The organism is Gammaproteobacteria bacterium, assembly GCA_024235095.1.
Lineage (GTDB): Bacteria > Pseudomonadota > Gammaproteobacteria > Competibacterales > Competibacteraceae > UBA2383.
The window spans coordinates 360,996-383,463 of sequence record JACKNC010000003.1 but is presented as its reverse complement, the minus strand read 5'-3'; the positions used below and the strand labels follow the sequence as shown (position 1 = coordinate 383,463).

At 57.6% G+C, this 22,468-nt stretch carries 13 protein-coding genes and 4 pseudogenes; 14 read left to right on the top strand and 3 right to left on the bottom strand.

Features of this window, described 5'->3' with window-relative positions; translation table 11 throughout:
* Window positions 1–528 precede the first annotated feature (528 nt).
* Window positions 529–3,598, bottom strand: a pseudogene (locus H6973_18580) (Tn3 family transposase).
* Window positions 3,599–3,787: 189 nt separating this feature from the next.
* Between H6973_18580 and H6973_18575 the strand changes: the two are divergent.
* The 8 genes from H6973_18575 (at window position 3,788) to H6973_18540 (ending at window position 13,095) form a co-directional block, all read left to right on the top strand.
* A complete protein-coding gene (locus H6973_18575; GenBank protein MCP5127557.1) occupies window positions 3,788–4,363 on the top strand; it encodes a recombinase family protein in 576 nt (191 codons plus the stop codon).
* 265 nt (window positions 4,364–4,628) lie between these two features.
* Window positions 4,629–5,624 (top strand): DUF4158 domain-containing protein, encoded by a 996-nt coding sequence (locus H6973_18570; protein ID MCP5127556.1) that lies wholly within the window; start codon window positions 4,629–4,631, stop codon window positions 5,622–5,624.
* A gap of 213 nt (window positions 5,625–5,837) precedes the next feature.
* Window positions 5,838–7,367 carry an IS21 family transposase gene (locus tag H6973_18565; protein MCP5127555.1) on the top strand — a complete coding sequence of 510 codons (1,530 nt, stop codon included), beginning with the start codon at window positions 5,838–5,840 and terminating at the stop codon, window positions 7,365–7,367.
* 470 nt (window positions 7,368–7,837) lie between these two features.
* A complete protein-coding gene (locus tag H6973_18560; protein ID MCP5127554.1) occupies window positions 7,838–8,482 on the top strand; it encodes a recombinase family protein in 645 nt (214 codons plus the stop codon).
* 11 nt (window positions 8,483–8,493) lie between these two features.
* Window positions 8,494–10,125, top strand: a complete 1,632-nt coding sequence (locus H6973_18555; protein MCP5127553.1) for an IS481 family transposase — start codon at window positions 8,494–8,496, stop codon at window positions 10,123–10,125.
* On the top strand, window positions 10,119–11,093 hold the full coding sequence (locus tag H6973_18550) for an AAA family ATPase (protein ID MCP5127552.1): 975 nt from the start codon (window positions 10,119–10,121) through the stop codon (window positions 11,091–11,093). The genes H6973_18555 and H6973_18550 overlap by 7 nt, the downstream gene beginning before the upstream one ends.
* Before the next feature lie 153 nt (window positions 11,094–11,246).
* A complete protein-coding gene (locus tag H6973_18545) occupies window positions 11,247–11,942 on the top strand; it encodes an IS6 family transposase (GenBank protein ID MCP5127551.1) in 696 nt (231 codons plus the stop codon).
* Between the two features lie 388 nt (window positions 11,943–12,330).
* Window positions 12,331–13,095 (top strand): IS5 family transposase, encoded by a 765-nt coding sequence (locus tag H6973_18540; protein ID MCP5127550.1) that lies wholly within the window; start codon window positions 12,331–12,333, stop codon window positions 13,093–13,095.
* A gap of 72 nt (window positions 13,096–13,167) precedes the next feature.
* Here H6973_18540 and H6973_18535 read toward each other — a convergent pair whose 3' ends face one another.
* Window positions 13,168–13,806, bottom strand: coding sequence for an aminotransferase class I/II-fold pyridoxal phosphate-dependent enzyme (locus H6973_18535; GenBank protein MCP5127549.1), 639 nt, complete (start codon window positions 13,804–13,806; stop codon window positions 13,168–13,170).
* Here H6973_18535 and H6973_18530 point away from each other — a divergent pair.
* Window positions 13,745–14,919 (top strand): annotated as a pseudogene (locus H6973_18530) (IS630 family transposase). The gene H6973_18535 and the pseudogene H6973_18530 overlap by 62 nt on opposite strands.
* On the opposite strand, the pseudogene H6973_18525 reads toward H6973_18530, so the two are convergent.
* A pseudogene (locus H6973_18525) lies at window positions 14,917–15,795 on the bottom strand (PLP-dependent aminotransferase family protein). The pseudogenes H6973_18530 and H6973_18525 sit on opposite strands and share 3 nt — an antisense overlap.
* Window positions 15,796–15,914: 119 nt before the next feature.
* Between H6973_18525 and H6973_18520 the strand changes: the two are divergent.
* The 5 genes and pseudogenes from H6973_18520 (at window position 15,915) to H6973_18500 (ending at window position 22,456) form a co-directional block, all read left to right on the top strand.
* Window positions 15,915–16,778: a DMT family transporter gene (locus H6973_18520; GenBank protein ID MCP5127548.1), complete on the top strand. Its 864-nt coding sequence runs from the start codon at window positions 15,915–15,917 to the stop codon at window positions 16,776–16,778.
* A gap of 336 nt (window positions 16,779–17,114) precedes the next feature.
* Window positions 17,115–17,666, top strand: a complete 552-nt coding sequence (locus tag H6973_18515; protein MCP5127547.1) for an IS6 family transposase — start codon at window positions 17,115–17,117, stop codon at window positions 17,664–17,666.
* A gap of 155 nt (window positions 17,667–17,821) precedes the next feature.
* Window positions 17,822–18,019 carry a hypothetical protein gene (locus H6973_18510; GenBank protein MCP5127546.1) on the top strand — a complete coding sequence of 66 codons (198 nt, stop codon included), beginning with the start codon at window positions 17,822–17,824 and terminating at the stop codon, window positions 18,017–18,019.
* Window positions 18,016–19,712, top strand: a pseudogene (locus tag H6973_18505) (recombinase family protein). The gene H6973_18510 and the pseudogene H6973_18505 overlap by 4 nt, the downstream one beginning before the upstream one ends.
* A 167-nt stretch (window positions 19,713–19,879) precedes the next feature.
* Window positions 19,880–22,456 carry a cytochrome P450 gene (locus H6973_18500; GenBank protein ID MCP5127545.1) on the top strand — a complete coding sequence of 859 codons (2,577 nt, stop codon included), beginning with the start codon at window positions 19,880–19,882 and terminating at the stop codon, window positions 22,454–22,456.
* The last annotated feature ends 12 nt before the right edge of the window (window positions 22,457–22,468 follow it).

Here is a 22,468-nt window from a genome sequence, read left to right as displayed (position 1 = left end):
TCTAATACCGGAGAGCGCATAGGCGCTTGCAGGTGATTAGGCCGATTACCGCTCCAGCGAGTTGATAGGCGGAGCGCGCAGCGCGACGCCTGCAACTCGCGTCGAGCGAAGCTCGGCTCGCGCCCCGATAAGCGGAGCGCGAAGCGCTCCGCTTATCACCGGTTTCTGCATTTCTGTCGCTCCAAAGCTTATGATCTAGAGACCCTGTTGGCGACGTGGCAGGGTTATGTGTGGCGTCAGGCCGTCGCCGTCCAGGTGGCCGGGCGGGCTGTCTTGTTGGGTGATCATACGCTGGTGGTCAAGGATGGGGGGCGTATGCCAGGCGTCGTGTCGTTACATGACGCTTCAGAAACCCAGCACAAGCCATCGTACTTCCGCGGGCACTGCTGGGGCGCGATCGGGGTGGTGGTTGGCGCACTCGATGCTTGTTTTTGTTTGCCTTTAGCCCTGCGCATGCATCAAGGCTTTTGCCATTTAGGGTATTTTTGCACAACGCCTCGGAAAGGTGCATTCCAGCCTTTGAGGCAACTAAATCTCTCTGACCGGGACGCGGGCCAAGGTCCTGATGATATCGTTTATGTCTATCAAATCAATGTTCTTGGTAAATTCGTAGCGGCCGTGAAGATTGATATGCTGCCAGGCGATCAGGGAAACCTTCTTAAGCGCCGCTGCACCCTCGATGTCACCGATGCTTTCTCTATATGCAAGCAGGTTTGAGAGGATCGTGGCGTTGTAGATGATGATGCAGTTGGTAATCAGCCGGCTGCACTCCTGCCAGATCTGTTGTTCGTGCTCGTTCTTGAAGCGAAGCTTGCCGAAATTCGCAAAGGCGACCGCCTTGCGCAACTTGTGATAGCTTTCGCCGCGATTCAGTGCCAACTGGACATTGCGACGCAGCTGTGGCTCGTCGATGAACCGGAGCAGGTATAGGCTGCGAATGATATTGTCATATTCCCATAATGCTGTTTTGGTCTTGTTGTTGCGCGCATAGGCACTGAGCTTGCTCGTGATGATGCTTTGTGTGGTGGTTTTCATCGCCAGAGATACCATAATCCGCTGAATCCAGTCCCAATCATCGATGATGAGTTGTTTTTTGATCTGGCGCACCGGTTTGAGGAAGCCGTCATAGGGTTCGGATGATTGAAACCGTAGAGTGATGTGGCGACGGTCCCAGCGATATCCTTGTAGCGCGGAGCAAACAGATACTTGAAGGTGTACAGAATCGCGAAGTTGATTGCATTCGTTCCGTGCGTGTCCGTGGAATGGATATCGGGCTTCACGTCGGATGTGTTATTGAACAGAATATCGAACACATAATGGCTCTCATGCTCGTTCGCCCCGATGATCCTGGCGTTAACGGGAATGTGGTTGGCCACCAGCGTGTAGGAAACCACACCTTTTTGCAGGCCGAAATACTTGGGTGAGTGACGGGCATTGATGGTGGGCAAACCGGTTTCGAATTTCTGGCCATCGGAGCTGGAATGTAGGACGCCGCCGATATCATATTCGCGGAAAATGGGCATCTCAGCGAGAGTATTGGTGATCAGGTCATTGGCTTCTCTGAGGGTTTCCAGTCTGATGAAGTTGTCCGATGTCGACGCCAATAGGTCATAGCGAATATCGGAAATTTGTCCCATCCGTCCGAGGCCTGTATTGGAGCCCCAGGCAAGAATACACGCGGAAATCGCCCGCTCATCCGCTTTGGTTTTAACATAGCGGCCGAGGGTATGCTCAAAGACTTCCATGAATCGGCATTGCCGGTTGACGAAATCCAGGACGCTGCTGATATCAACCTGCTTGAGACTATCGAAAACGGGATGATTGGTTTCATCTTTATCATTCGGGTATATCAAGCTCCAACCGGGTTTACCCGTTTTGATCTTGATCGATTTGTTCTCACCGTTGGCGATCCGCTGATTGACCGTGGTCATCCGTTCTTCCAGTTCACGTTCAAGGGCGGACAGATGTTCTTCGACGGGCAGTTTAAGGATCGGGCATCTGGTGCGTTCGATGAGCTTCTCTTTGTGGTGACGCCATGTTTCGTCGTCGATCAAATCGTCCTTGAAGCTGCGGAATCGGATGCTATCGTGGCAATAGATGTCGCCCCTTCCAGCCGGTCGCGCAGCAGGCGGCAGACGAAAAACTCGTAGCGATCTGGAATAATCCTTTTTTGTTCATTTATATACAGATACCGCTCGAGGTGGGTCGGGATAAAACCAACGGGAATATCTTGCAGGGAATACTGCCCGAGCGATCTTCTCTTGGCGAACGCCGCTCTCAGGAAAACAAGCCCTTCGATCAGTCGCTTCTGGGCAGGCGAACCCTTGAAATCGACCGATGACAAGATCGGTCGCAGATACCGCTTGAACTGGAAGCCAAGCTTGTCGATGTGCTCCCATTGAAATGCCGTTTCGTCGTAACTGATCTGCGAGGTGATGTGCTCAACCACATCGTCCAGTTTCTCGCGTTGGAGAATCGCAAAGGCTCTGGCTTGAACCTCATGGAACGGTGCATCTCCGGCGATTTCGTCCGTCGTGAAAAGCTTGAGCACCTGGGCCGCTTTGAGTAGATTCTTGCTAACCTCGACCCGGTTTTGGTAGACGCTCTCCTTGGCGGCGGCTTTTGCGTCATTGGCAAAGTTTCTGACATGGAAAATGAAACTTGCGAGGAGATGGTCGCTGTGTTGCCGATAGCGGTGATAGATGAAGCAGAGCAGATAGATATAAACAATCCAGGGGCCGAGCCGCTTCAACCTGAACACGGAATAATAGTTAACGAGCGAGGCGTAGTATTTGATGCTCTCGTTGGATATGTTCAGCGCAGGGAGTACTTGTTGTGAGCGCACGTAGAGATCTCTGATCTGTGTGCCGCGCTCGATTTCGCGTTTGATCTCCGTGACGCTGAAATCACGGGGATCGCGTTTGAGATGAGTAATGTGATAAAGGTCGGACTTATCTTTCAACAACGCATTTAAGGTTTCCCTGTCTGAGGGCGTGAGACGTTCCTTCAAGATGGTGGATAGCCGGTTTTGTTCGAAAGTCAGTGCCCGGCTCACCGTGTCTTGGAGGAAGCTGTAGCCTGGTAGGGTGAGACGCCGGGCTTCGATTTCCAACAGGAGCTGGCGGAAGACATAGATGGGTTTGCCACTGACCATCGCCGCTTCACGCGCCTTGACTTCGAGGTTTTGTCGATCACGGTCGTCGCATAGCTTGTAGTTACACAGTGCCAAGATCATGCGCTGATGCTTGAGTCGGGTTCGTTTCGAGATGGTACAATCCGGTTCAGCAGTATCGGGGAAATACCGCACGGCGACATCGTGCAAGTCGGCGGCAACCTCATCGGCAATGAAAACAAAAAATAGATGTCGTGCCTTGAAATAGCCGAGCTGGAGGATAAAGGCGATTTTGGATGGGGTGGAATGAAGCTCCTTAAGTGCAACTTCTTCGGATGGCGTTAGCGCGAAATAATGTTCTCGTTCCTCGTCCGAAAACCGGGGAAGTCCGTAGAGTTCGTCGATTTCGTCTTGCCCCAGAATGTTCAGGCGCCGATTCCGCGTACCCGGTGTTCGCTCGTTGTCTTGCTCTGTTTGTTCGTGCATTACAGCCCATTCTCCGGCCTCAATTAGCGCAGATGCCACACGGACTTTCAAAAAACACTTGCCAAACGATAGAGTTTTGTTAGAGGTTTACGCAAGTGAAAATCGGTAATTTTCGCGTGATCGCGGAAATCTTGCAAAAACGAGCGTTTTTGAAAGGCTCGGGGAGCCTTGACGGGAAGATGACTGCGGATGATTCTTGGTTACCTCCGAGTATCGAAAGGCGAAGAGCAGAACTTTGCGTTACAGCGCAAGGCACTTGAAGCGGCGATGGTCGAGCGCGTCTTCGAAGAGACCGCCTCCGGCGCCCGGTGGGACCGCCCGGAGTTGCAACGCTTGATGGATCAGCTGCGCCCGGATGATGTGGTCGTGGTCTGGAAACTCGATCGCCTCTCCCGCTCCCTGAAAGACCTGCTCATCCTGATGGAGCGCATCGATCAGGCCGGCGCTGGATTTCGCTCTCTTACCGAGTCTATCGACACAACGACACCCGCAGGTCGCATGATGATGCAGATGGTCGGCAGCTTCTCTGAGTACGAGCGGGAAATGATCCGGGAACGCACCCGCGCTGGTCTTCAAGCTGCCCGCACCGAGGGCCGCACCGGCGGCCGCCCACCCAAGCTCACGGAACCACAACGCCTGGACATCGCCGACAATGTTCTCTCAGGCCGCAAGTCCGGTGCCGACATGGCGCGACTTTACCATGTCAGTGAAACCACGGTGTCGCGGATCGCAAGCCGAGCCCGCCAAGCCGACGTTCCCGGATGATCTCGCGATAGGATGGCTGGAATGCACCTTTTCGAGGCGTTGTGCAAAAACACCCGAGGAGAAACCGGCCGACCCGCCTTCGATCGTCTGAATCCTTGCTCAAATCACTCGGTTAAATAATGTATTCTTGGCTGATTAACCTTCAGTCAGGGGCGGTCTTATTCGACGATTAGACCGAGAACTTACGACTGAGGAGTACTGGTAAATCAACCACTTTTTGTTCGTCGCGGCAAACCCTTTTTCGGACACTTCCCGGTACATCGTTATGGCTTCAATCGAAAGGACTGCTTATCCGCGCCTTGGCGTCCATCTCACCGACAAGGAGCTGGAGGCCGACTACACGCTGAGTGAGGGCGAGGTGGCCTTTGTGCGCCGGCACGCTCGTGGAGACGTTGGCCGATTGTCGCTGGGGGTCTTACTGAAGACGCGGCAACGGTTGGGGTATTTCGCCGCACTCTCCGATATCCCGAACCCGATCCGGCTGCACATCGCCAACACGCTCGGTTTCGCGGAGCAGACCGATCTGGTGGATGGTGTCGGCCGGCCGGCGACCGTACACCGCTACCGAGACGCGATTCGCGAGTACTTGGGCAGCCGTCCTTTCTCTCATGGCGGCCGAGAGATCGTGATCGCCACGGTTCGCCATGCCGCCCAGACCATGAGCGATCCCGCCGACCTCATCAGCGCGTCGGTCGAGGCCCTTGTCAAGGAGCGGATCGAACTCCCAGTGTACAGAACCCTGGATCGTCTTGTCGGCACGCTTCGTCAACAAATCCACGAAGAGCTATTTGTAGGCATCGACGCGGCGTTGAGCGATCTGCAGCGCCAAGTCCTCGACGCCTTGCTCGATCATCCGGAAGGTGAGCATCTGAACGCCTTCTCGCGGCTGAAGGAGACTCCGGGACCGCCAACCCTGAAGCATCTTCGTGAGTGGACCGACCGGCTCGCCGAGCTCGATGCGATCCTCGATCCGAGATCGCTCCTGGCGGATATCCCCTACACCAAGATCCGTCAGTTCGTCGCCGAGGCCACGGCCCTGGAGACCGGCGACCTGCGCGATGTCTGCCGACCTGGCCGCCGACACACTTTGCTGCTGTGCCTGCTGCATCAAACCCAAACCGAGACGCGGGATCAGCTCGTCGAGATGTTCATCCGCACGATGCGCAGAACTCGGAATCGGTCTGTTGAACGCCTGCATGCGATGCATGATAACCAGCGTCGAATCGAGGAAGCGCTGCTCGGTGCGTATTTCACGGGATGACGGCAGGTCGTTTCACGGGATGACGGCAGGTCGTTTCACGGGATGACGGCAGGTCGTTTCACGGGATGACGGCAGGTCGTTTCACGGAAGGCGGCAGGCCATTACACGGAAGGCGGCGGGTTGTTTCGCCAATGAGCAGCGACGCAGGTTAACAACTTGTAGGCTGGTTCCTTTTTTTCCGAGGAGGAACTCATGCCGACTGAGAGGTTATCCATGCGCAAGATTCAAGAAGTGCTTCGTTTGCAGGCGGCGGGCCATAGCCAACCACAAATTGCCCGGAGTTGCGGGATCGGCCGTAGCACGGTCGGAGAGTATCTGCAACGCGCCCGACGAGCGGGCCTGGGTTGGCCCCTGCCCAAGGGCATGATGGCCGATGAATTGGAACGACGGTTGTTTCCGCCGCGCCCCGCCGCTGGGTCTGCGGATCGCGGAAAACCGGATTGGGCCACCGTCCACCAGGAATTACGCCGCCCCGGCGTCACCTTGTGGCTCTTGTGGGAAGAGTACAAAGCCACGCATCCCCAGGGCTATCAATACACCTGGTTCTGCCAGCAGTATCGGGCTTGGGTGGCGCATACCGATGTGGTGATGCGCCAGACCCATCGGGCCGGTGAGAAGGTGTTTGTGGACTACGCCGGTCCCACCGTGCCCATCGTGGACCGCATCACGGGTGAACTCCGCCAGGCCCAAGTGTTTGTTGCGGTGCTGGGCGCCAGCAATTACACCTATGTGGAGGCGACCTGGACCCAAGGACTGGATGACTGGCTCATGGCGCATGTCCGGGCCTTTGCATTTTTCGGCGGTGTCCCGGAAATTGTGGTTCCAGATAATTTGAAAACCGGCGTCCAGACGCCGCACCGCTATGAGCCCGACCTCAACCCCAGTTATCTGGAGTTAGCCGCCCATTATGGCGTCGCGGTGATCCCCGCGCGTGTCCGAAAACCGCGTGATAAAGCCAAAGCGGAAAGTGGCGTGCTCGTGGTGGAACGCTGGATTCTGGCCCGCTTGCGCCATCGGACTCTGTTCAGTCTCGACGAACTCAACACGGTCATCCGCGAACTGCGCGACGCCCTCAATCAGCGCGCCTTCAAAAAACTCCCCGGTTCCCGTCAGCATTGGTTTGCAACGCTGGAACAACCGGCGTTGCGTCCCTTACCGGCCGAACCCTACGTGTTCGCGCAATGGAAAAAAGCGCGCGTCAACATTGACTATCACATTGACATCGAGCGCCATTACTATTCGGTCCCCTACCTCCTGGTGCGCCAGGAAGTGGAGGTGCGCCTGACCGCCACCACGGTCGAGGTCTTCCATCAACGTCAGCGGGTGGCTTGTCATCGCCGCCATCCGCAGCCTGGTCGCCATACCACCGTAACCGCCCACATGCCCAAAGCCCATCGGGAGTACGCCGAATGGACGCCCGAACGGTTAGTGCGCTGGGCTCACCAGACCGGCCCCCACACGGCGACTCTAGTGGAACGTATCCTGGCCACGCGGCCCCATCCTCAGCAGGGCTACCGCTCGTGCTTGGGCATCTTGCGTCTGGGCAAAGCCTATGGCGCCGACCGCTTGGAGGCCGCCTGTCAGCGCGCGTTAGCCATTGGGGGACTGAGTTACAAGAGCATCGAGTCGATTCTCAAGCATGGCCTGGACCAGCAACGCCTCCCGGATGCGGGGACTTCGCCACCGCCCATCCCTTCGACCGCGACCCACGCGAACGTGCGCGGCGCACGCTATTACCAATAACCCAGGAGCCTCCGCCATGCTGAAACAACCCCTTCTCGATCAACTGCACACCTTGAAACTCAGCGGCATGCGTCAGGCCTTGCACGAGCAACTCCAGATGCCCGATAGCTGTAGCGGCCCGCAAACAAAACGGCATGGGCCTACAAACAAGGGATCGTTTGAGACCACATTAACTGCAAACAGAGCGTGCCTTAGACCCACATTCGCTGCAAATAGACCCACATTCTGTGCAACGGGCCTGCAAACAAGGATTTTGGCCCACATTGTCTGCAAATGATGCCTATCACCTGCAATATATTGTTTTTATTATATTAAATTAGATGCGGTTTTTTTTCTCTCCGCCCTCTTCCGTGTGTCCAGTTTTAACCATCCTTTTCGCCGAACGTTTACATCCGAAAATTAACGTTTAAACTGGACGGTATGCGTTCGATTAAAGTTCGCTTAAGGTTTTTTCCGGAAAAGGATGAACGATGACGGTTTATGCTTACCTACGGGTTTCAACCGACCATCAAGATGTGGATAACCAACGGCATGGTATCTACGAGTACGCGAACACTTATCCACTGGGACCGCTGATCTTCGTTCACGATACGGTTTCCGGCCAAATCCGTTGGCATGATCGTCAGGTAGGCCGGTTACTGAGGGAGCAGGCCCAATCCGGCGATGTCGTGGTGTTTGCTGAAATCAGTCGCATGGCACGTTCCACCCTGCAGGTGTTAGAGATTTTGGAGTATTGCGCCCAAATGGGCATCAACGTCCATATCGCCAAACAGAGGATGGTGCTGGACAGTTCCATCCAAAGCCGGATCACCGCCACGATTTTAGGCTTGGCCGCCGAGATCGAGCGTGAATTTATCTCACTACGCACCGCCGAAGCCTTGGCCAAGCGCAAAGCCGACGGTCAACCGCTCGGCCGCCCCAAGGGCCGCCGGGCCGCCCGCGTCAAGTTGGATGACCAGGAAGAGACCATCCGCCGCTATCTGACCAAAGGGATTAGCAAACGCGCGATTGCCAAGTTGGTAGATTGTGCGCCGTCCACCCTCTATGACTGGCTGGACCGACGGTGCCTGCGGCCCCGAACTCGCCAGACCCCCCCGGCATCGAGAACCGAATGAGTCGCAAGTCGCTGCCGGTCGAAGCGTTGGCTGAGCTGCGGCAGCGACTCCACACCTTGCCGTCTCGCAGCCCTGAGCGGCGGCGCCTGATCCAGGAGACCGCCCATTTATACGGTGTTTCAGAACATACTTTGTACCGTGCTCTGCGGACCTTCCGACGACCCCAACCCCTGCGCCGATCGGATGTGGGCGAGCCGCGCGTCCTGCCCAAAACCACCCTCGAACGGTATTGCGAAGTCATCGCGGCCCTCAAGATCCGCACGTCGAACCAGAAAGGTCGGCATCTCTCGACCGGTGAGGCCCTTCGGCTACTCGAAAACTACGGGATCGAAACACCGGACGGCCTGGTGCAAGCACCCGCCGGACAGTTGACGAAAACGACGATTAACCGTTACCTCAAACAGTGGGGTTATGACCGCAATACCCTGTTGCGTGAGCCACCGGCGGTGCGTTTCCAGGCCCGCCACAGCAACGAGTGCTGGCATTTTGATTTGAGTCCCTCCGATCTCAAACAGGTCCAGAAACCCGTTTGGTTCGAAGAAGGCCGTGGCCATCCGCTGCTGATGCTCTACAGCGTCGTCGATGATCGCAGTGGCCTTGCTTACCAAGAATATCACGGCGTTTATGGCGAGGACGTTCACGCCGCCTTGAAATTTCTGTTTCGGGCAATGGCGCCGAAAGCCGATGCGCGCTGCCCCTATGAAGGCATCCCAGGCCTGTTGTATATGGACGGGGGGCCGATCGCCCGTAGCCAGGTTTTTCAACAGGTCATGCGCTATCTGGGCGTGGAGATCCGCACCCATATGCCCAAAGGATCGGATGGCCGACGCACCACCGCGCGGGCCAAGGGTAAAGTCGAGCGGCCCTTTCGCACCGTGAAAGAGTTGCACGAGACGCTCTACCATTTTCATCAGCCGGAATCAGAACCCGAGGCGAACGCCTGGTTGTTCAATTATCTGCTCCGCTATAACGACCGGCCGCACCGTTCAGAAGCTCACTCACGCTTGGAAGACTGGGTGCAAAATCTGCCCCCCAGCGGTATCCGAACCATGTGTAGTTGGGAACGCTTCTGCACCTTTGCGCGGGAACCCGAGCGCCGCAAGGTGGGGATTGACGCTCGCCTGGCGGTCGACGGCGTACTCTATCAAGTCGATCCAGAACTGGCGGGGGAAACCGTGGTGCTCTGGTGGGGACTGTTTGACGAGCAACTCTTCGTCGAGCTGGGCGAGCAACGCTATGGCCCTTATCATCCAGTCGGTGGCCCAATTCCCCTGCACCGCTTCCGACGGTTCAAAAAAACGGCGCTGGAACAACGCGCGGATCGCATCGAAGCGTTGGCCGACCAGTTACAGCTCCCGAAAGCCGCCTTGGAGGTCGCGCCGCCCCTTCAGAGTTCTTTAGCCGGTACGCCCTTGCCGGCCCAACCCTTTGTGGATCCTGATCCGTTTCAAGAACTGACGTTTGCCAACACCATCGCTGCCAAAAAAGCCATTGCGGATTATTTGGCCCTCCCACTGGCCAAACTACCGCCGGAACAACTCGATTTTATTAACACGCTCGTTGCCAACACCTTGGAAAAACGTGAAGTGATGACGCAAGTCCGCAGCTATTTCAGCGTCTTGCGAAGGAACTCACCATGCTGAGCGACGTCATGCACTATTTTAATCTCAGGAATGAGTTCGATCAGGCTGGTTACTACGACACGGAAAACCATCGCTATCTGAGTCAGGAGATGACCGCAGCGATCAAGAAAGGCCGCATCATCGCCCTGACGGGCATGGTCGGCTGCGGCAAAACCAAACTGCTCCAACAATGGCGTCGGGCGCTCAAGCAGGAAAATGCCGTCATGGTCGCGCGCTCCTTGGCGGTTGATAAAACACGGGTCAACCTGGCGGTGTTGATGCGGGCGATCGCGTATGCGTTGGCGACCGATGACAAAGCGGTCAATTTGCCGAAACAACCCGAAGACCGGGAACATCGCGTCATTGAGTTAATCGCAAAACACAAGAAACCGACGGTGCTCTTTTGCGATGACGCCCATGACCTGCATGCCAGTACCTTGGCCGGTTTGAAGCGGCTCACCGAGATTGTTCGCGATGAAGGGGAGATGCTCTCGATCGTCTTGGCCGGTCATCCCAAGCTGAAAAATGATCTACGCCGTCCGACGTTAGAGGAGATTGGCGCGCGTACTGAGATCTTCACCTTGGAAGGCATCCAGGGTCAGCAGCGTGAGTACCTCGTTTGGCTACTGGCTCAGTGTACTGCGAGCCAGGTGAAGTCCGAAACGATCATCACCGACGAGGCTTTGGACGTATTGACCGAGCGGTTGGTGACGCCCCTCCAATTGGGCCACTACCTGACGCGCGCCCTTGAGGAAGCATTCCAGATCGGTCAGAAGCCCGTCACGGCTGAGATCGTCAACAGTGTCCTGGCCATTCGTTTGAATGATCCAGAACCTCACTTAATCCGCCACGGCTACCAGGTGAGGTCACTGGCGCAGCTGATCAACGTTAAACCGACCGAAATCCGGGCCTTTCTCGGCGGACAGTTACCACCGGGAAGGTCACAGGAACTGAAAGATCAACTACTTAAAGATGGCGTGCCGCTTTAACAGGTTGTTTGCAAACAATGTGGGCCAAAATCCTTGTTTGCAGGCCCATTGCACAGAATGTGGGTCTATTTGCAGCGAATGTGGGTCGAAAGCACGCTCTGTTTGCAGTTAATGTGGTCTCAAACGATCCCTTGTTTGTAGGCCCATGCCGTTTTGTTTGCAGGCCGCTACAGCTACCCCGCCGAGATTATCAGCCACGCGGTGTGGATGTACTTTCGATTCACATTAAGCGACCGCGACGTAGAGGAGCTGTTGGCTGCTCGCGGCATCATCGTTAGTTTCGAGACGGTACGCCAGTGGTGTCTGAAATTTGGTCAGGAGTTCGCCAATGAACTGCGCCGCCGTGCGCCCAGACGGGGCGACAAGTGGCATCTGGACGAGGTCTATCTCAGCATCAACGGGCAACGCTACTATCTCTGGCGCGCGGTGGATCAGGACGGCTATGTGCTCGATATCTTGGTTCAGTCGCGGCGTAACAAGCGAGCGGCCAAGCGATTTTTCCGCAAACTCCTCAAGGGCCTGTGCTACGTCCCGCGAGTCATCATCACCGACAAGCTCAAAAGCTGCGAAGCGGCTCGCAAGGAGTTGATGCCGGGTGTTGAGCACCGTCAGCATAAGGGCCTGAACAACCGCGCCGAACTATCCCACCCGCCGACCCGACAGCGAGAGCGACCGATGCGCCGGTTCAAGTCCCCCGGCCATGCCCAGCGCTTTCTCTCTGCCCATGATCCCATTAACAATCACTTCCGCCCCCGCCGTCACCGGATGGCCGCTGTCGACTATCGCGCCGTTCGCACCCAGGCGTTTGAAACCTGGCAGCAGGTGACATGCGCCCAGAAAGCTGATTGAGTCTCCAAATCTCACCGCATCACAGAAAAATTACGGCCTCCTTTCGATAAGTTGACAATACCTACTGCCTGAATCGAGATAGGCAGTTATCCGGGAACAAATAGCTTTACGCATAAACGCTCACACGGGTTTAGTTTAACGTGTTGGAATACATAAAGATAGCATCGTGCGATCATACAAAACCCCGCTTGCTTTGAAAGCGAACCAAAGCGTAATGTGGGACTCTCGCTAGAGTGTTGCTTTGATCTTGTATTTGATCGTGAGGTACTTTTAGGCTTGATAAGCGTACGGCTTAACGGATTGACCCATTAGTGACCGTGACTTTTAGAATCTGTCTGGCAAAAAAGTATCTACCAAAGTCAAGCGGTTTTTACATTCAGGACAAGCCATGGGCTATCCAAGCGACCTAACAGACACCGAATGGGATCGGATTCATCACCATTTTCAACCCAGCGACCGGCGTGGTCGTGGGTGTCTGCATCCGCGTAAACGGATTGTCGACGCCATCTTGTACGTCGTGAAATCTGGCTGCCAGTGGCGCATGCTGCCCAACGATTTTCCGCTGTGGCAAACGGTTTACGATCATTTCAGCCGATGGAGCAAACGCGGTGTCTGGGAATCGGCACTGGATCAGCTCAACACGCTCCATCGCCAAGCCCACGCGCGTTCGGTATCGCCCAGTGACGGAATCATCGACGCGCAGAGCGTCAAAACCGAGTACGCGAGTGAAGAACGCGGCATCGACGGAGGCAAGACAGTCAAAGGGCGTAAGCGCCATATTGGGGTCGATATACTCGGCAACCTCCTGCAGGTGTCCGTGCACGCAGCCCATTGCGCCGATACCGTGGCGGGGGGTCCTGTCATGGCGCGTGCAGCGGAGAAGCACCCGAGCATTGACGCGTTTTCTGGTGATGCGGGCTATCGCGGGACGGCCGTGAAGTTCGTGGACGAGACGCTCGGGCTGGTCCTGCACCTCTCAACCAAGATCAAAGACAGATGGGCCGTCCTTCCAAAACGTTGGGTTGTCGAGCGCACGTTCGCTTGGCTCGGTCGCTTCCGCAGGCTCAGCAAGGATTTTGAGATCCTGACGGGCACAGCCGAAAATATGATCCGCATCGCCATGCTGAAGAAAACGCTTGCAAATTGCGTCTGAACTTTTGCCAGACAGACTCTTAAGCTCGTCTGTCAGAAACTAACGCAACACAACCCCTGCCGCCACGCTTTGCTAGGCGGAAAGCGCGCGCGCCAGAACGCTGAAAATTCGGTCGTCGGTGGTTTGCGCGACGTTGAAGCGTAAAAAGTCACTTGCGCTCAAGGATTGACTGAAAGCGTTGCCCGGTGCCAGCACCACGCTATCTTTCAAGCATGACCGCGCGATGGTGGCAGCGTTTATGCCTTCCGGCAGTCGGCACCATAGGAACATGCCGGCCTGAGGAACCAGCCAGGGCCGGATGCCGATGGCCTTGAGCCGTGCAATGGTCTTCATCATTGCTTCGGCCAGTCGTAGCCGTACCCTCTCCATGTGTTTGCGGTAGCTGCTGTCGGTCAACGCCATCAACACCACATCGGCGGCCAGTCGTCCGCCCCCGAAGGTGGTGGCGATCTTCAAGTCGGTCAGGCTTTCGATCCAATTGCTTCGTGCCGTGATGTAGCCGCAACGCAGCGAGGCCGAGATGGTCTTGGAAAAGCTGCCAATGTGGATGACCCGCGAGAGGCCGTCGAAGGCCGCTAGTGGGCTGACACAGAAGTTTTGACAGGTAGCGGTGGGTGCCCTATGGTTGAGATCAACAGGAGGAATCACCATGGCCCACAAGTATCTGGTTGATCTAACTGAAGAGGAGCGGGAAGACCTGCTGAAGGTCATTCATAAAGGCAAGGCAGCGGCGCGCAAGGTTGCCCGTGCCCATGTGTTGCTGCAGGCTGCGGAAGGGGCGACGGATGAGGCCATTGCCCAAAGCCTTCACTTGGGGATTTCGACCGTTCATCGTACCCGTCAACGGTTTGTCGACGAAGGGTTGCTGGCGGCGTTAAGCGAGCGGCCACGAGTCGGTTTGCCCCCGGCCTTGACCGGCAAACAGGCCGCCTTTCTGGTCGCCTTGGCCTGTAGTACCCCGCCCGCTGGCCGTTGTCAGTGGACTCTCCAATTGTTAGCGGACCGCTTCATGGAACTCCGGCCCATCGAAGCCATTTCCCGTGAGAGTGTGCGGCGCATCCTTAAAAAAACGACCTCAAACCCTGGCAACGTCAAGAATGGTGTATTCCCAGTGTCAGTCCCGATTATGTTTGGCATATGGAGGATGTGTTGGACCTGTACGCCGAACCCGATGATCCTCAATACCCCCAAGTGTGCTTCGATGAAAGTCCGGTGCAATTGACCAGCGAAACCCGCTGTCCTCAACCCGCCCGCCCGGGTCAACCGGCGCGCTATGACTGTGAATACAAACGCGAAGGCACCGCCAATTTATTTCTATTCGTACAACCCTTGCGCGGGTGGCGTCATGTTAATGTCACGAAACAGCGCACCAAACGCGATTTTGCCCAGCAAATGCAGCAACTCGTTGATGTGTACTTTCCGAAGGCGGAGCGAATCCGGTTGGTCGTGGATAACCTCAATACCCACACTCCTGCGGCCTTGTATAGTGTCTTTTCTCCAGAGGAAGCCCGCCGGATCACCCGCAAGCTCGAATTTCATTACACCCCCAAGCATGGCAGTTGGCTCAATATGGCGGAATGTGAGTTCGCTGTTCTCGCCGGCCAGTGTTTGAATCGCCGCATTGCGAACCTCGAAACTTTGCGGAAGGAAATCGCCGCTTGGCAAGGCCCACGCAACCTACGTCAGACCAAAATCCACTGGCAGTTCGGCACCGACTTGGCCCGGGTCAAACTCAAGCGCCTCTATCCTCCCTTGAAATCTTCTGAAACCCCGGTGGACCTAGAAACCTCTGAACCTGTCAAAACTTCTGTGTCAGCCCACTAGCCTTGGGGCGGGGATGACCTCGAAGTCGGCGAAAATGTCGTCCTCGACAATCACCAGATCCGAATTGTCGGCCAGCTTCAAGAGCCGGTGCGCAGTCACAGGCGACAGTGTCGCGCCCGTTGGGTTATGGATGCCTGAATTGGTGATGTAAAGCCGAGGCGAATGCGCCTGCAACGCCGCCTCGAACCGCTCCACATCCGACCCGTTCGGCGTATAGGGCACACCTACAACTTGTACGCGATGCGCCTTGAGCAAGGCGTGGAAATTGAAGTAACAAGGATCATCCACCAGAACAGTGTCGCCCGGCTCCAGCAGAAAGCGGCAAATTAGGTCGATCGCCTGCGTCCCCGATTCGGTGAGCATGATTTGTTCAGGAATGGCCTTGATGCTGGCGCCCGCCAATCGCCGGGAGAGAAGTTGACGTAACGCCGGGTGGCCCAGTGGCGTGGCGTACTCGGCCAGTTCCAGCGTATCGGCCCGCGCGAGCGCACGCAGGGCACGACGCATCCCCGTCTCATACAGCCAGTCGGCGGGTAACCAGCCACACCCCGGTTTGAGTACGGTGGCGTCCGTCTCGAGCGACTGGCGCGATACCCATAGCGGATCAACTTCCCTGTCGAGCTTAGGGCCGATCTGCGTTAGCGTGAGCGGGGCGACGGGTCCGGCCACATAGAACCCCGACCCTGGGCGCGAAACAATGACCCCTTCGGCCGTCAGCCGCTCATAGGCTTCAACCACGGTTGAAACCGAAACCCGCATGGCTCGTGCCTGCGCACGCACGGAAGGCAAGCGTGTCCCCGGCAGGTCAGTACGGGAGGCGATCCGCGATTGGATTTCCGTCATCACCGCTTGGATTCGTGTGCTGCTCCGCTTCACTTTTTCCTCAACCGTACTGTATTTATAGGCATAACAGTTCTTTTTAATTGTATTTGATTGAACCTAGCTTGAACAGCCCGTCGATGCTCTACTGGAACCTGTCAACGAAGGAGCTCTCGATGGAAAAAACAACTAGTGGCTGGATCAACGGATTGATCGGGGTGGCCATCTTCGCGGGATCGCTGCCGGCTACCCGCGTGGCGGTCGCTGACTTTGATCTGGTATTTCTGACCTGCGCACGGGCGACCCTTGCAACCTTGCCGGGCCTGGCACTGCTGTTGCTGTTTCGACAACCTCGACCGAAGTCGGTGGATGTTCTTGCGCTCGCGGTCACCGCTCTTGGTGTTGTAGTCGGCTTTCCGCTATTGACCGCGCTCGCGCTGCAACATGTCACGTCGGCCCATTCGATCGTCTTCGTGGGGCTGCTGCCGCTTTGCACAGCAATCTTTGCCGTACTTCGCGCTGGCGAACGTCCCCGACCGGCGTTCTGGCTGTTTTCAGTGATGGGAGCTGCCTTCGTGGCCGGTTACGCGGTGATGGGCGGCATCGAAGCTTCCCTTCAAAGCGACTTGCTGATGCTGGCGGCCGTCATCGTGTGCGGCCTGGGATACGCGGAAGGTGCGCGCCTGTCCCGCACCCTGGGAGGATGGCAAGTCATCAGCTGGACGCTGGTGCTGTCGCTGCCCATCATGTTACCGATCACGCTGCTGGTTATGCCCGTGTCGTTTGATCGTGTAGGTACGCCAGCGTGGCTCGGCCTTGCCTACGTCTCGTTGTTCAGCATGCTGCTCGGTTTCGTGTTTTGGTATCGTGGCTTGGCGCGGGGCAGCATCGCTGCAGTCGGGCAACTTCAGTTACTCCAGCCCTTTATGGGGCTTAGCTTGGCCGCGCTGCTGCTCCACGAAAAAGTGAGCTGGACGATGCTGATCGTGACGCTGGCTGCGGTGATCTGCGTCGCAGGAGCGAGGAAGTATGCCAATTGACTCCCTCTTCGGCCCAATGATCTTTAAAAATTGGTAGCCCTACACATGTAGTGATATCCTGGCGGCTCCTCCATTTTTCGAGTTAAACCTACCTGGACGAAGTCACTGTCGAACGGCAACCGACCGTTGTCCATGTGTATGCGCCTGGGGGTCGTCCAAACAGGCCCGAGCTGCGCGCAGCCCGCAATCGAATACGGTGCCTCGTATCCTCGAGGCATTGAATCGTTGACCGGGGGCGTCTTCCACCGCCGGGCCAGCAAGAGGTTCTGTTGCGTTAGCTGAGAAGGCTCGATTTCTGTAAGCTACACGGCCTCCGTCCCTCCCTTGAGAATCCGCATGATCGACTTCAAAGGCCATCGTTTCGAACAAGACATTATCCTGACCGGTGTCCGTTGGTATCTCGCGTACCCGTTGAGTGATCGGAACCTGGAAGAGATGCGGGCCGAGCGGGGCGTTGAAGTGAATCATTCCAGCGTTTATCGCTGGGTTCAGAAGTTCACACCGCAACTTGAGGCGGCTTTCCGCAAAGGGCATAAGCGCCCGGTGGGCAACCGCTGGCGGATGGATGAGACCTATATTAAAGTCAAGGGTCAGTGGAAATATCTCTATCGCGCGGTCGACAAAGAGGGACAGACCATCGACTTCCTGCTCACGGCCCACCGTGACCAGAAGGCTGCCCGGCGCTTCTTCAAGAAAGCGATTCGACAGCAGGGTCTCCCGGAGAAGGTCACCATCGACAAAAGTGGGGCCAACACAGCGGCCCTTGACGCGCTCAAGGAAGAAACCGGTACCGAGATCGAGGTGCGTCAGATCAAGTACCTCAATAACCCAGTGGAGCAGGACCACCGGGCCGTGAAAAGAATCGTCCGCCCCATGCTGGGGTTGTGACTCCTCCAACAATAGAGCGAACTTCCCACTGGAATTTTCATCGAGCATCCAGCGCGAAGGCCTAAAAGTCAGGTACGGTGAGGGTTTTGGCGGCGCGCCGCTGCAGGATTTCTCGCCCTTGCGCTGCCCGCCTGCCAGTGTGGGAGAACGCGCTGATGGGCCACGCAAACCGAACCGCTCGAAAACCGTTGGAGGTGACGATCATGTTTGAATCCAGTCGCTTAGCCGCTGAACATTTAGCCGATGCCTATCGTCAGTTGGTGCCGTTGCGCACGCGCACCGTACACCGTTCTGAGCCGGAGGTCTCGTCCGAGACGCAACCGGCTGCCGTGAAGACGAGGAGGCGCTCATGACAACCCAGGCCGTGGCGTTATACGCCCGGGTCTCCTCCGAACAGCAAACCCAGGCCAAGACCATCGACAGCCAGGTGGCGGCGCTGCGTGAGCGCATCGCGCACGACGGCGTGGTACTGAACCCGAATCATGCGTTTGTCGATGCCGGTTACAGCGGCTCGACGCTCATCCGCCCGGCGCTGGAACGATTGCGCGATGCGGTTGCTAACGGCGAGGTCGAACGGGTTTATGTGTACGCGCCGGATCGGCTGGCGCGTAAGTATGCCTATCAGGTGATGCTCGTCGATGAGTTTCAGCGCGCCGGTGTCGACCTGGTGTTTTTCAACCGCGAACTCGGTCAGTCTCCCGAAGACGAACTGCTGCTCCAAATGCAAGGCATGATCGCTGAATACGAACGCGCCCAGATGCTCGAACGCAGCCGGCGAGGCAAACGCCATAAAGCCCGGCAAGGCTCGGTCAACGTCCTGTGCGGGGCGCCGTATGGCTATCGCTATATCACCCGCGCGGAAGGCGGTGGGGAAGCCCGTTACGAAATCAACGAGGCGGCAGCGGGGTGGTCCGTCAGATCTTTGCCTGGATGGGCCGTGACCGTCTGAGCATTGGCGAAATCCAGCGTCGGCTCACGGCGGCATCGACGCCGAGTCCCGCCGGCAAACGCGACTGGGATCGCAGTACGATCTGGGGCATCCTGAAAAACCCCGCGTATCAAGGCCAGGCGGCGTTCGGTAAAACCCGCGCCGGCGAACTGCGGCCCCGGTTGCGCGCTCAACGTGGACGCGCCTTACAGCCGCGTCGCGCCCGCTCGACCTACGACGTACCCGCCGACGAGTGGCAGTCGATCGCGGTCCCGGCGTTGGTTAGCGAAGCCCTGTTTGACGCAGTCCACGCCCAGCTCGACGACAACCGCCGCCGCGCCCGTACCGGCCAACGCGGGGCGAAGTATCTCTTGCAGGGCCTGCTAGTGTGCCGCTGTTGTGGGTATGCGTTCTACGGTAAGCCGCTGAGTCCCAGTGCCCGGAAAAACCGTCCACGGGCCTATGCCTACTATCGCTGCATCGGTAACGATGGGTATCGCTTCGGTGGCCAACGACTCTGCGACAACAAGCAACTGCGCACCGACCGACTCGAACAGGCCGTGTGGGCCGAAGTCTGCCGATTGCTCGACAACCCCAACCGTTTGGCCGAGGAATACCAGCGCCGGCTAGCCACCGTGCAAGCTCCCCCAGGAGAGGCCGAGGTCCACCAGGTCAATCAACAGATTGCCAAGCTGCGCCAAGGCATCGTCCGGCTCATCGACGGCTATGCCGAGGGCTATCTCGACAAAGCCGAAGCGGAACCGCGCATCCGACGCTTTAAAGAACGGCTACAAGTACTGGAGGAGCATGCTCACCAGCTGCAGACCCACGCGCAACAGCAGAGCGAGCTACAGCTGGTGATCGGTCGTCTGGAGGCGTTTAGCGAGAAAGTCAAAACCGGCTTAGACGACCTGGATTGGCTGGGCCGGCGGGAACTGATCCGCACGCTGGTCAGGCGCGTTGAAATTGACCAAGAATGCGTTAACGTGGTATTCCGCGTCGAGGAAGGAACGTTTCCCAGTGGTGGAAACGACCGTTTTTCGCAACATTGTAGGAGGGGTGGGAATGCTTCCCTTCTGCCCGGACCACCCTGCGGGGCATCGAACTCATGCACATGATCAAGAAGGGCCAGATGATCATGGCCGAAGGGCCAAATCTCTCCGCCGCAGGACAATTCTATTCACTGGCTGCCCAATAATCTGCAAGAGTAACCCAATCGTGCTCGAAAAAAATTAACGCAACAAAACCAACAGCGGCGTGAACCCTCCGAGAGAATTCGCCACCAGTGAAAACATTAGTTTCACCAACGGTAATCACCGAACCGAGTTCCCAAGGTTTCCTGCTGGACCCAGGGCCGTTCTACCGGCGGTTGCGCGAAGACCATCCTGTGGTCCCCGCACGCCTCCCGCGTTGGCAGCAGGGCTGGCTGATTACTCGTTACGAGGACGTCGCGACCGTACTGCGGGATCTGCAGTTCGTGAGCGATTTTCGCTTGGCCCTGTCGCCTGAGCAGCAGCGACATTCCCGGCCTCCGGTACCCAAAATCCTGAGCATGTTGGCCGACAATCTTCTGTCATTGGAGGGTGATCGGCACCAACGAGTCCGCGCCTTGGTCGCCAGGGCCTTCACGCCGTGCCGAATCGAACAGATGCGCGAGCGTATTCATGAACTTGCAGCAGAGTTGCTTGATGCTCGCGCCGGCGCGAGCCGCATGGATCTGTTGCGTGACTACGCGACGCCAATCCCAACCCGGATCATTCTCGAGATGCTGGGTATTGAAGAAGGTACTGAAATCTATGCGACGCATCGTCGAGCTGAAGCGCTCATCGCATTGGTCGAAGACCTGCGCGCTGCGTGGTGGGCGGCTCCGAGAGTCGTGATGTTTTTTCGCAGCGTGCGGCGGCTGATCCGTGAGCGCCGGATGCAGCCGCGAGACGATCTATTGAGTCATCTGATCCAAGCCGAGGAGGCAGGCGACACGCTCTCTGAGAACGAGCTGCTCGCGACGGTGATCCTGCTGATCCTCGCCGGGCACGAGACCACGGTCAACCTCATCGGCATCGGCATGTTGGCGCTCATCCAAAATCCAGAGGAGCTTGCGCGGCTGCGCAACGAACCTGCTCTCATGCCAAGCGCCGTTGAAGAGTTGCTTCGCTACGTTTCACCCTTGCGATCGGCCTTGCGCTTCACCCGCGAGGAGGTCACCCTGTCTGGCGTCACGATTCCCCAGGGTTCGCCAGTCGCCGCCGTGATCCTCTCGGCAAACCGCGACGAGCAGGTTTTTCACGATCCGGAAATCTTGGATATCGCCCGCAATCCGAATCGGCATCTGAGTTTAGGTACGGGCCGGCACTTCTGCCTGGGCGCGACGTTGGCGCGTATGGAGACAGAGATCGCGCTTTCGAACTTGCTGCAGCGCACTGTGGATCTGAGACTCGCCGTCGATCCCAGCGCCTGCGGCTGGCGCTCCAGGCTGGGTTTGCGGATGATATCCTCGCTGCCCTTGTCGGTTCACTGGCGAAATGACCGGCATCCTGCACGTCAATCGGCGTCCTCGCCTGACACGTCGAACCGCGAGGGCGGGGCGGTGAAATCGGTGCATCCACGCCCTACAGATTCTTCACTGCCGGCCGAACCTAAGCACGCGGCCTTCATCATGGACCCGTTCCCCTATTATGAGCGGCTGCGCGCGGAGCAGCCGGTCATCCAGCGATCGTTCCGACGCTGGCGGCGCGGGTGGCAGGTCCTGCGCTACACGGATGTGGAAACCGTGCTGAAAAATCCGCGCTTTTGCAGCGACTACCGCGATGCGCTGACGCCCGAGCAACAACAACGCCTGCCTGCTCAGATCCCCGGCTTCCTTAAGCAGTTACGCGACAATCTGCTCACCATCGATGGCCAGCGCCATGCTCGAATCCGCGCGCTGGTGGTCAGGGCCTTCACACCAGGCCGGATCGAAGCTATGCGCCCTCGCATCGAGCGCCTCACGGAGGAACTGCTCGATGCGCAACACGGACGCGGGCGCGTCGACCTCGTGCGTGACTACGCCACACCGATCCCAACGACCGTCATCCTCGATCTTTTAGGTGTGTCCAGCGCTGACGTCCAGGCGCCGCGCCGCTGGGTGCTGGCGCTGACCTCGACCCTACAGAACCCTATGCACCTCGTCTGGGCCGCGCCACAGATCTTCAGGCTGTTTAAGTGCGTCCGCGACCTGATCCACGCGCGCCGGCGCGAACCCCGTGACGATCTGCTGAGTGACCTTCTGCGTGTGGGCGAAGACGGTGAAGCCCTGACCAATGACGAATTGTTCGCAACCGTCATGCTGTTGCTGCTCGCCGGACACGAGACGACCGCCAACCTGATCGGCATGGGTATTCTCGCCCTGCTGCAGTCCCCCGAACAGTTGGAGAGATTGCGCGAGGACGAGACGCTCATGCGCCCCGGTGTTGAGGAGTTGATGCGCTTTGTCTCGCCGGTACGCTTCGTGACCCGCTTCACCCGCGAGGAGGTCATGCTCGCCGGCGTCAGGATTCCACAGGGCGCGCCGGTCGCCGCCGTCCTGCTGTCGGCGAACCGCGACGCAGCCGTCTTCGCGGAACCCGATAGGCTGGATGTCGGACGTCGCCCGAACCGACACCTGGCATTTGGCGGCGGTCCACACTACTGTTTGGGTGCGGCCTTGGCGCGGCTAGAGGCCGAAGTTGCATTGAGCGCCTTGCTACGACGCACCGGTGACTTGCGGCTCGCCATTGCCCCCGTCGACTGCGGTTGGCGATTTCGGCTCGGATTGCGGATGATCTCCAGATTGCCGGTTACCATTGGCCGTTGGCAGGATGCCGCTGTTACGCACCGGCAATAGCCGCAGACCCAA

What these genes read in the sequence shown, in the direction of transcription:
- H6973_18575 (MCP5127557.1), top strand. Translation starts at nt 3,788, where the DNA reads ATGATTCTTGGTTACCTCCGAGTATCGAAAGGCGAAGAGCAGAACTTT.
- H6973_18570 (MCP5127556.1), top strand. Translation starts at nt 4,629, where the DNA reads ATGGCTTCAATCGAAAGGACTGCTTATCCGCGCCTTGGCGTCCATCTC.
- H6973_18565 (MCP5127555.1), top strand. Translation starts at nt 5,838, where the DNA reads ATGCGCAAGATTCAAGAAGTGCTTCGTTTGCAGGCGGCGGGCCATAGC.
- H6973_18560 (MCP5127554.1), top strand. Translation starts at nt 7,838, where the DNA reads ATGACGGTTTATGCTTACCTACGGGTTTCAACCGACCATCAAGATGTG.
- H6973_18550 (MCP5127552.1), top strand. Translation starts at nt 10,119, where the DNA reads ATGCTGAGCGACGTCATGCACTATTTTAATCTCAGGAATGAGTTCGAT.
- H6973_18540 (MCP5127550.1), top strand. Translation starts at nt 12,331, where the DNA reads ATGGGCTATCCAAGCGACCTAACAGACACCGAATGGGATCGGATTCAT.
- H6973_18535 (MCP5127549.1), bottom strand. Translation starts at nt 13,806, where the DNA reads ATGACCTTCAGCAGGTCTTCCCGCTCCTCTTCAGTTAGATCAACCAGA.
- H6973_18520 (MCP5127548.1), top strand. Translation starts at nt 15,915, where the DNA reads ATGGAAAAAACAACTAGTGGCTGGATCAACGGATTGATCGGGGTGGCC.
- H6973_18515 (MCP5127547.1), top strand. Translation starts at nt 17,115, where the DNA reads ATGATCGACTTCAAAGGCCATCGTTTCGAACAAGACATTATCCTGACC.
- H6973_18510 (MCP5127546.1), top strand. Translation starts at nt 17,822, where the DNA reads ATGGGCCACGCAAACCGAACCGCTCGAAAACCGTTGGAGGTGACGATC.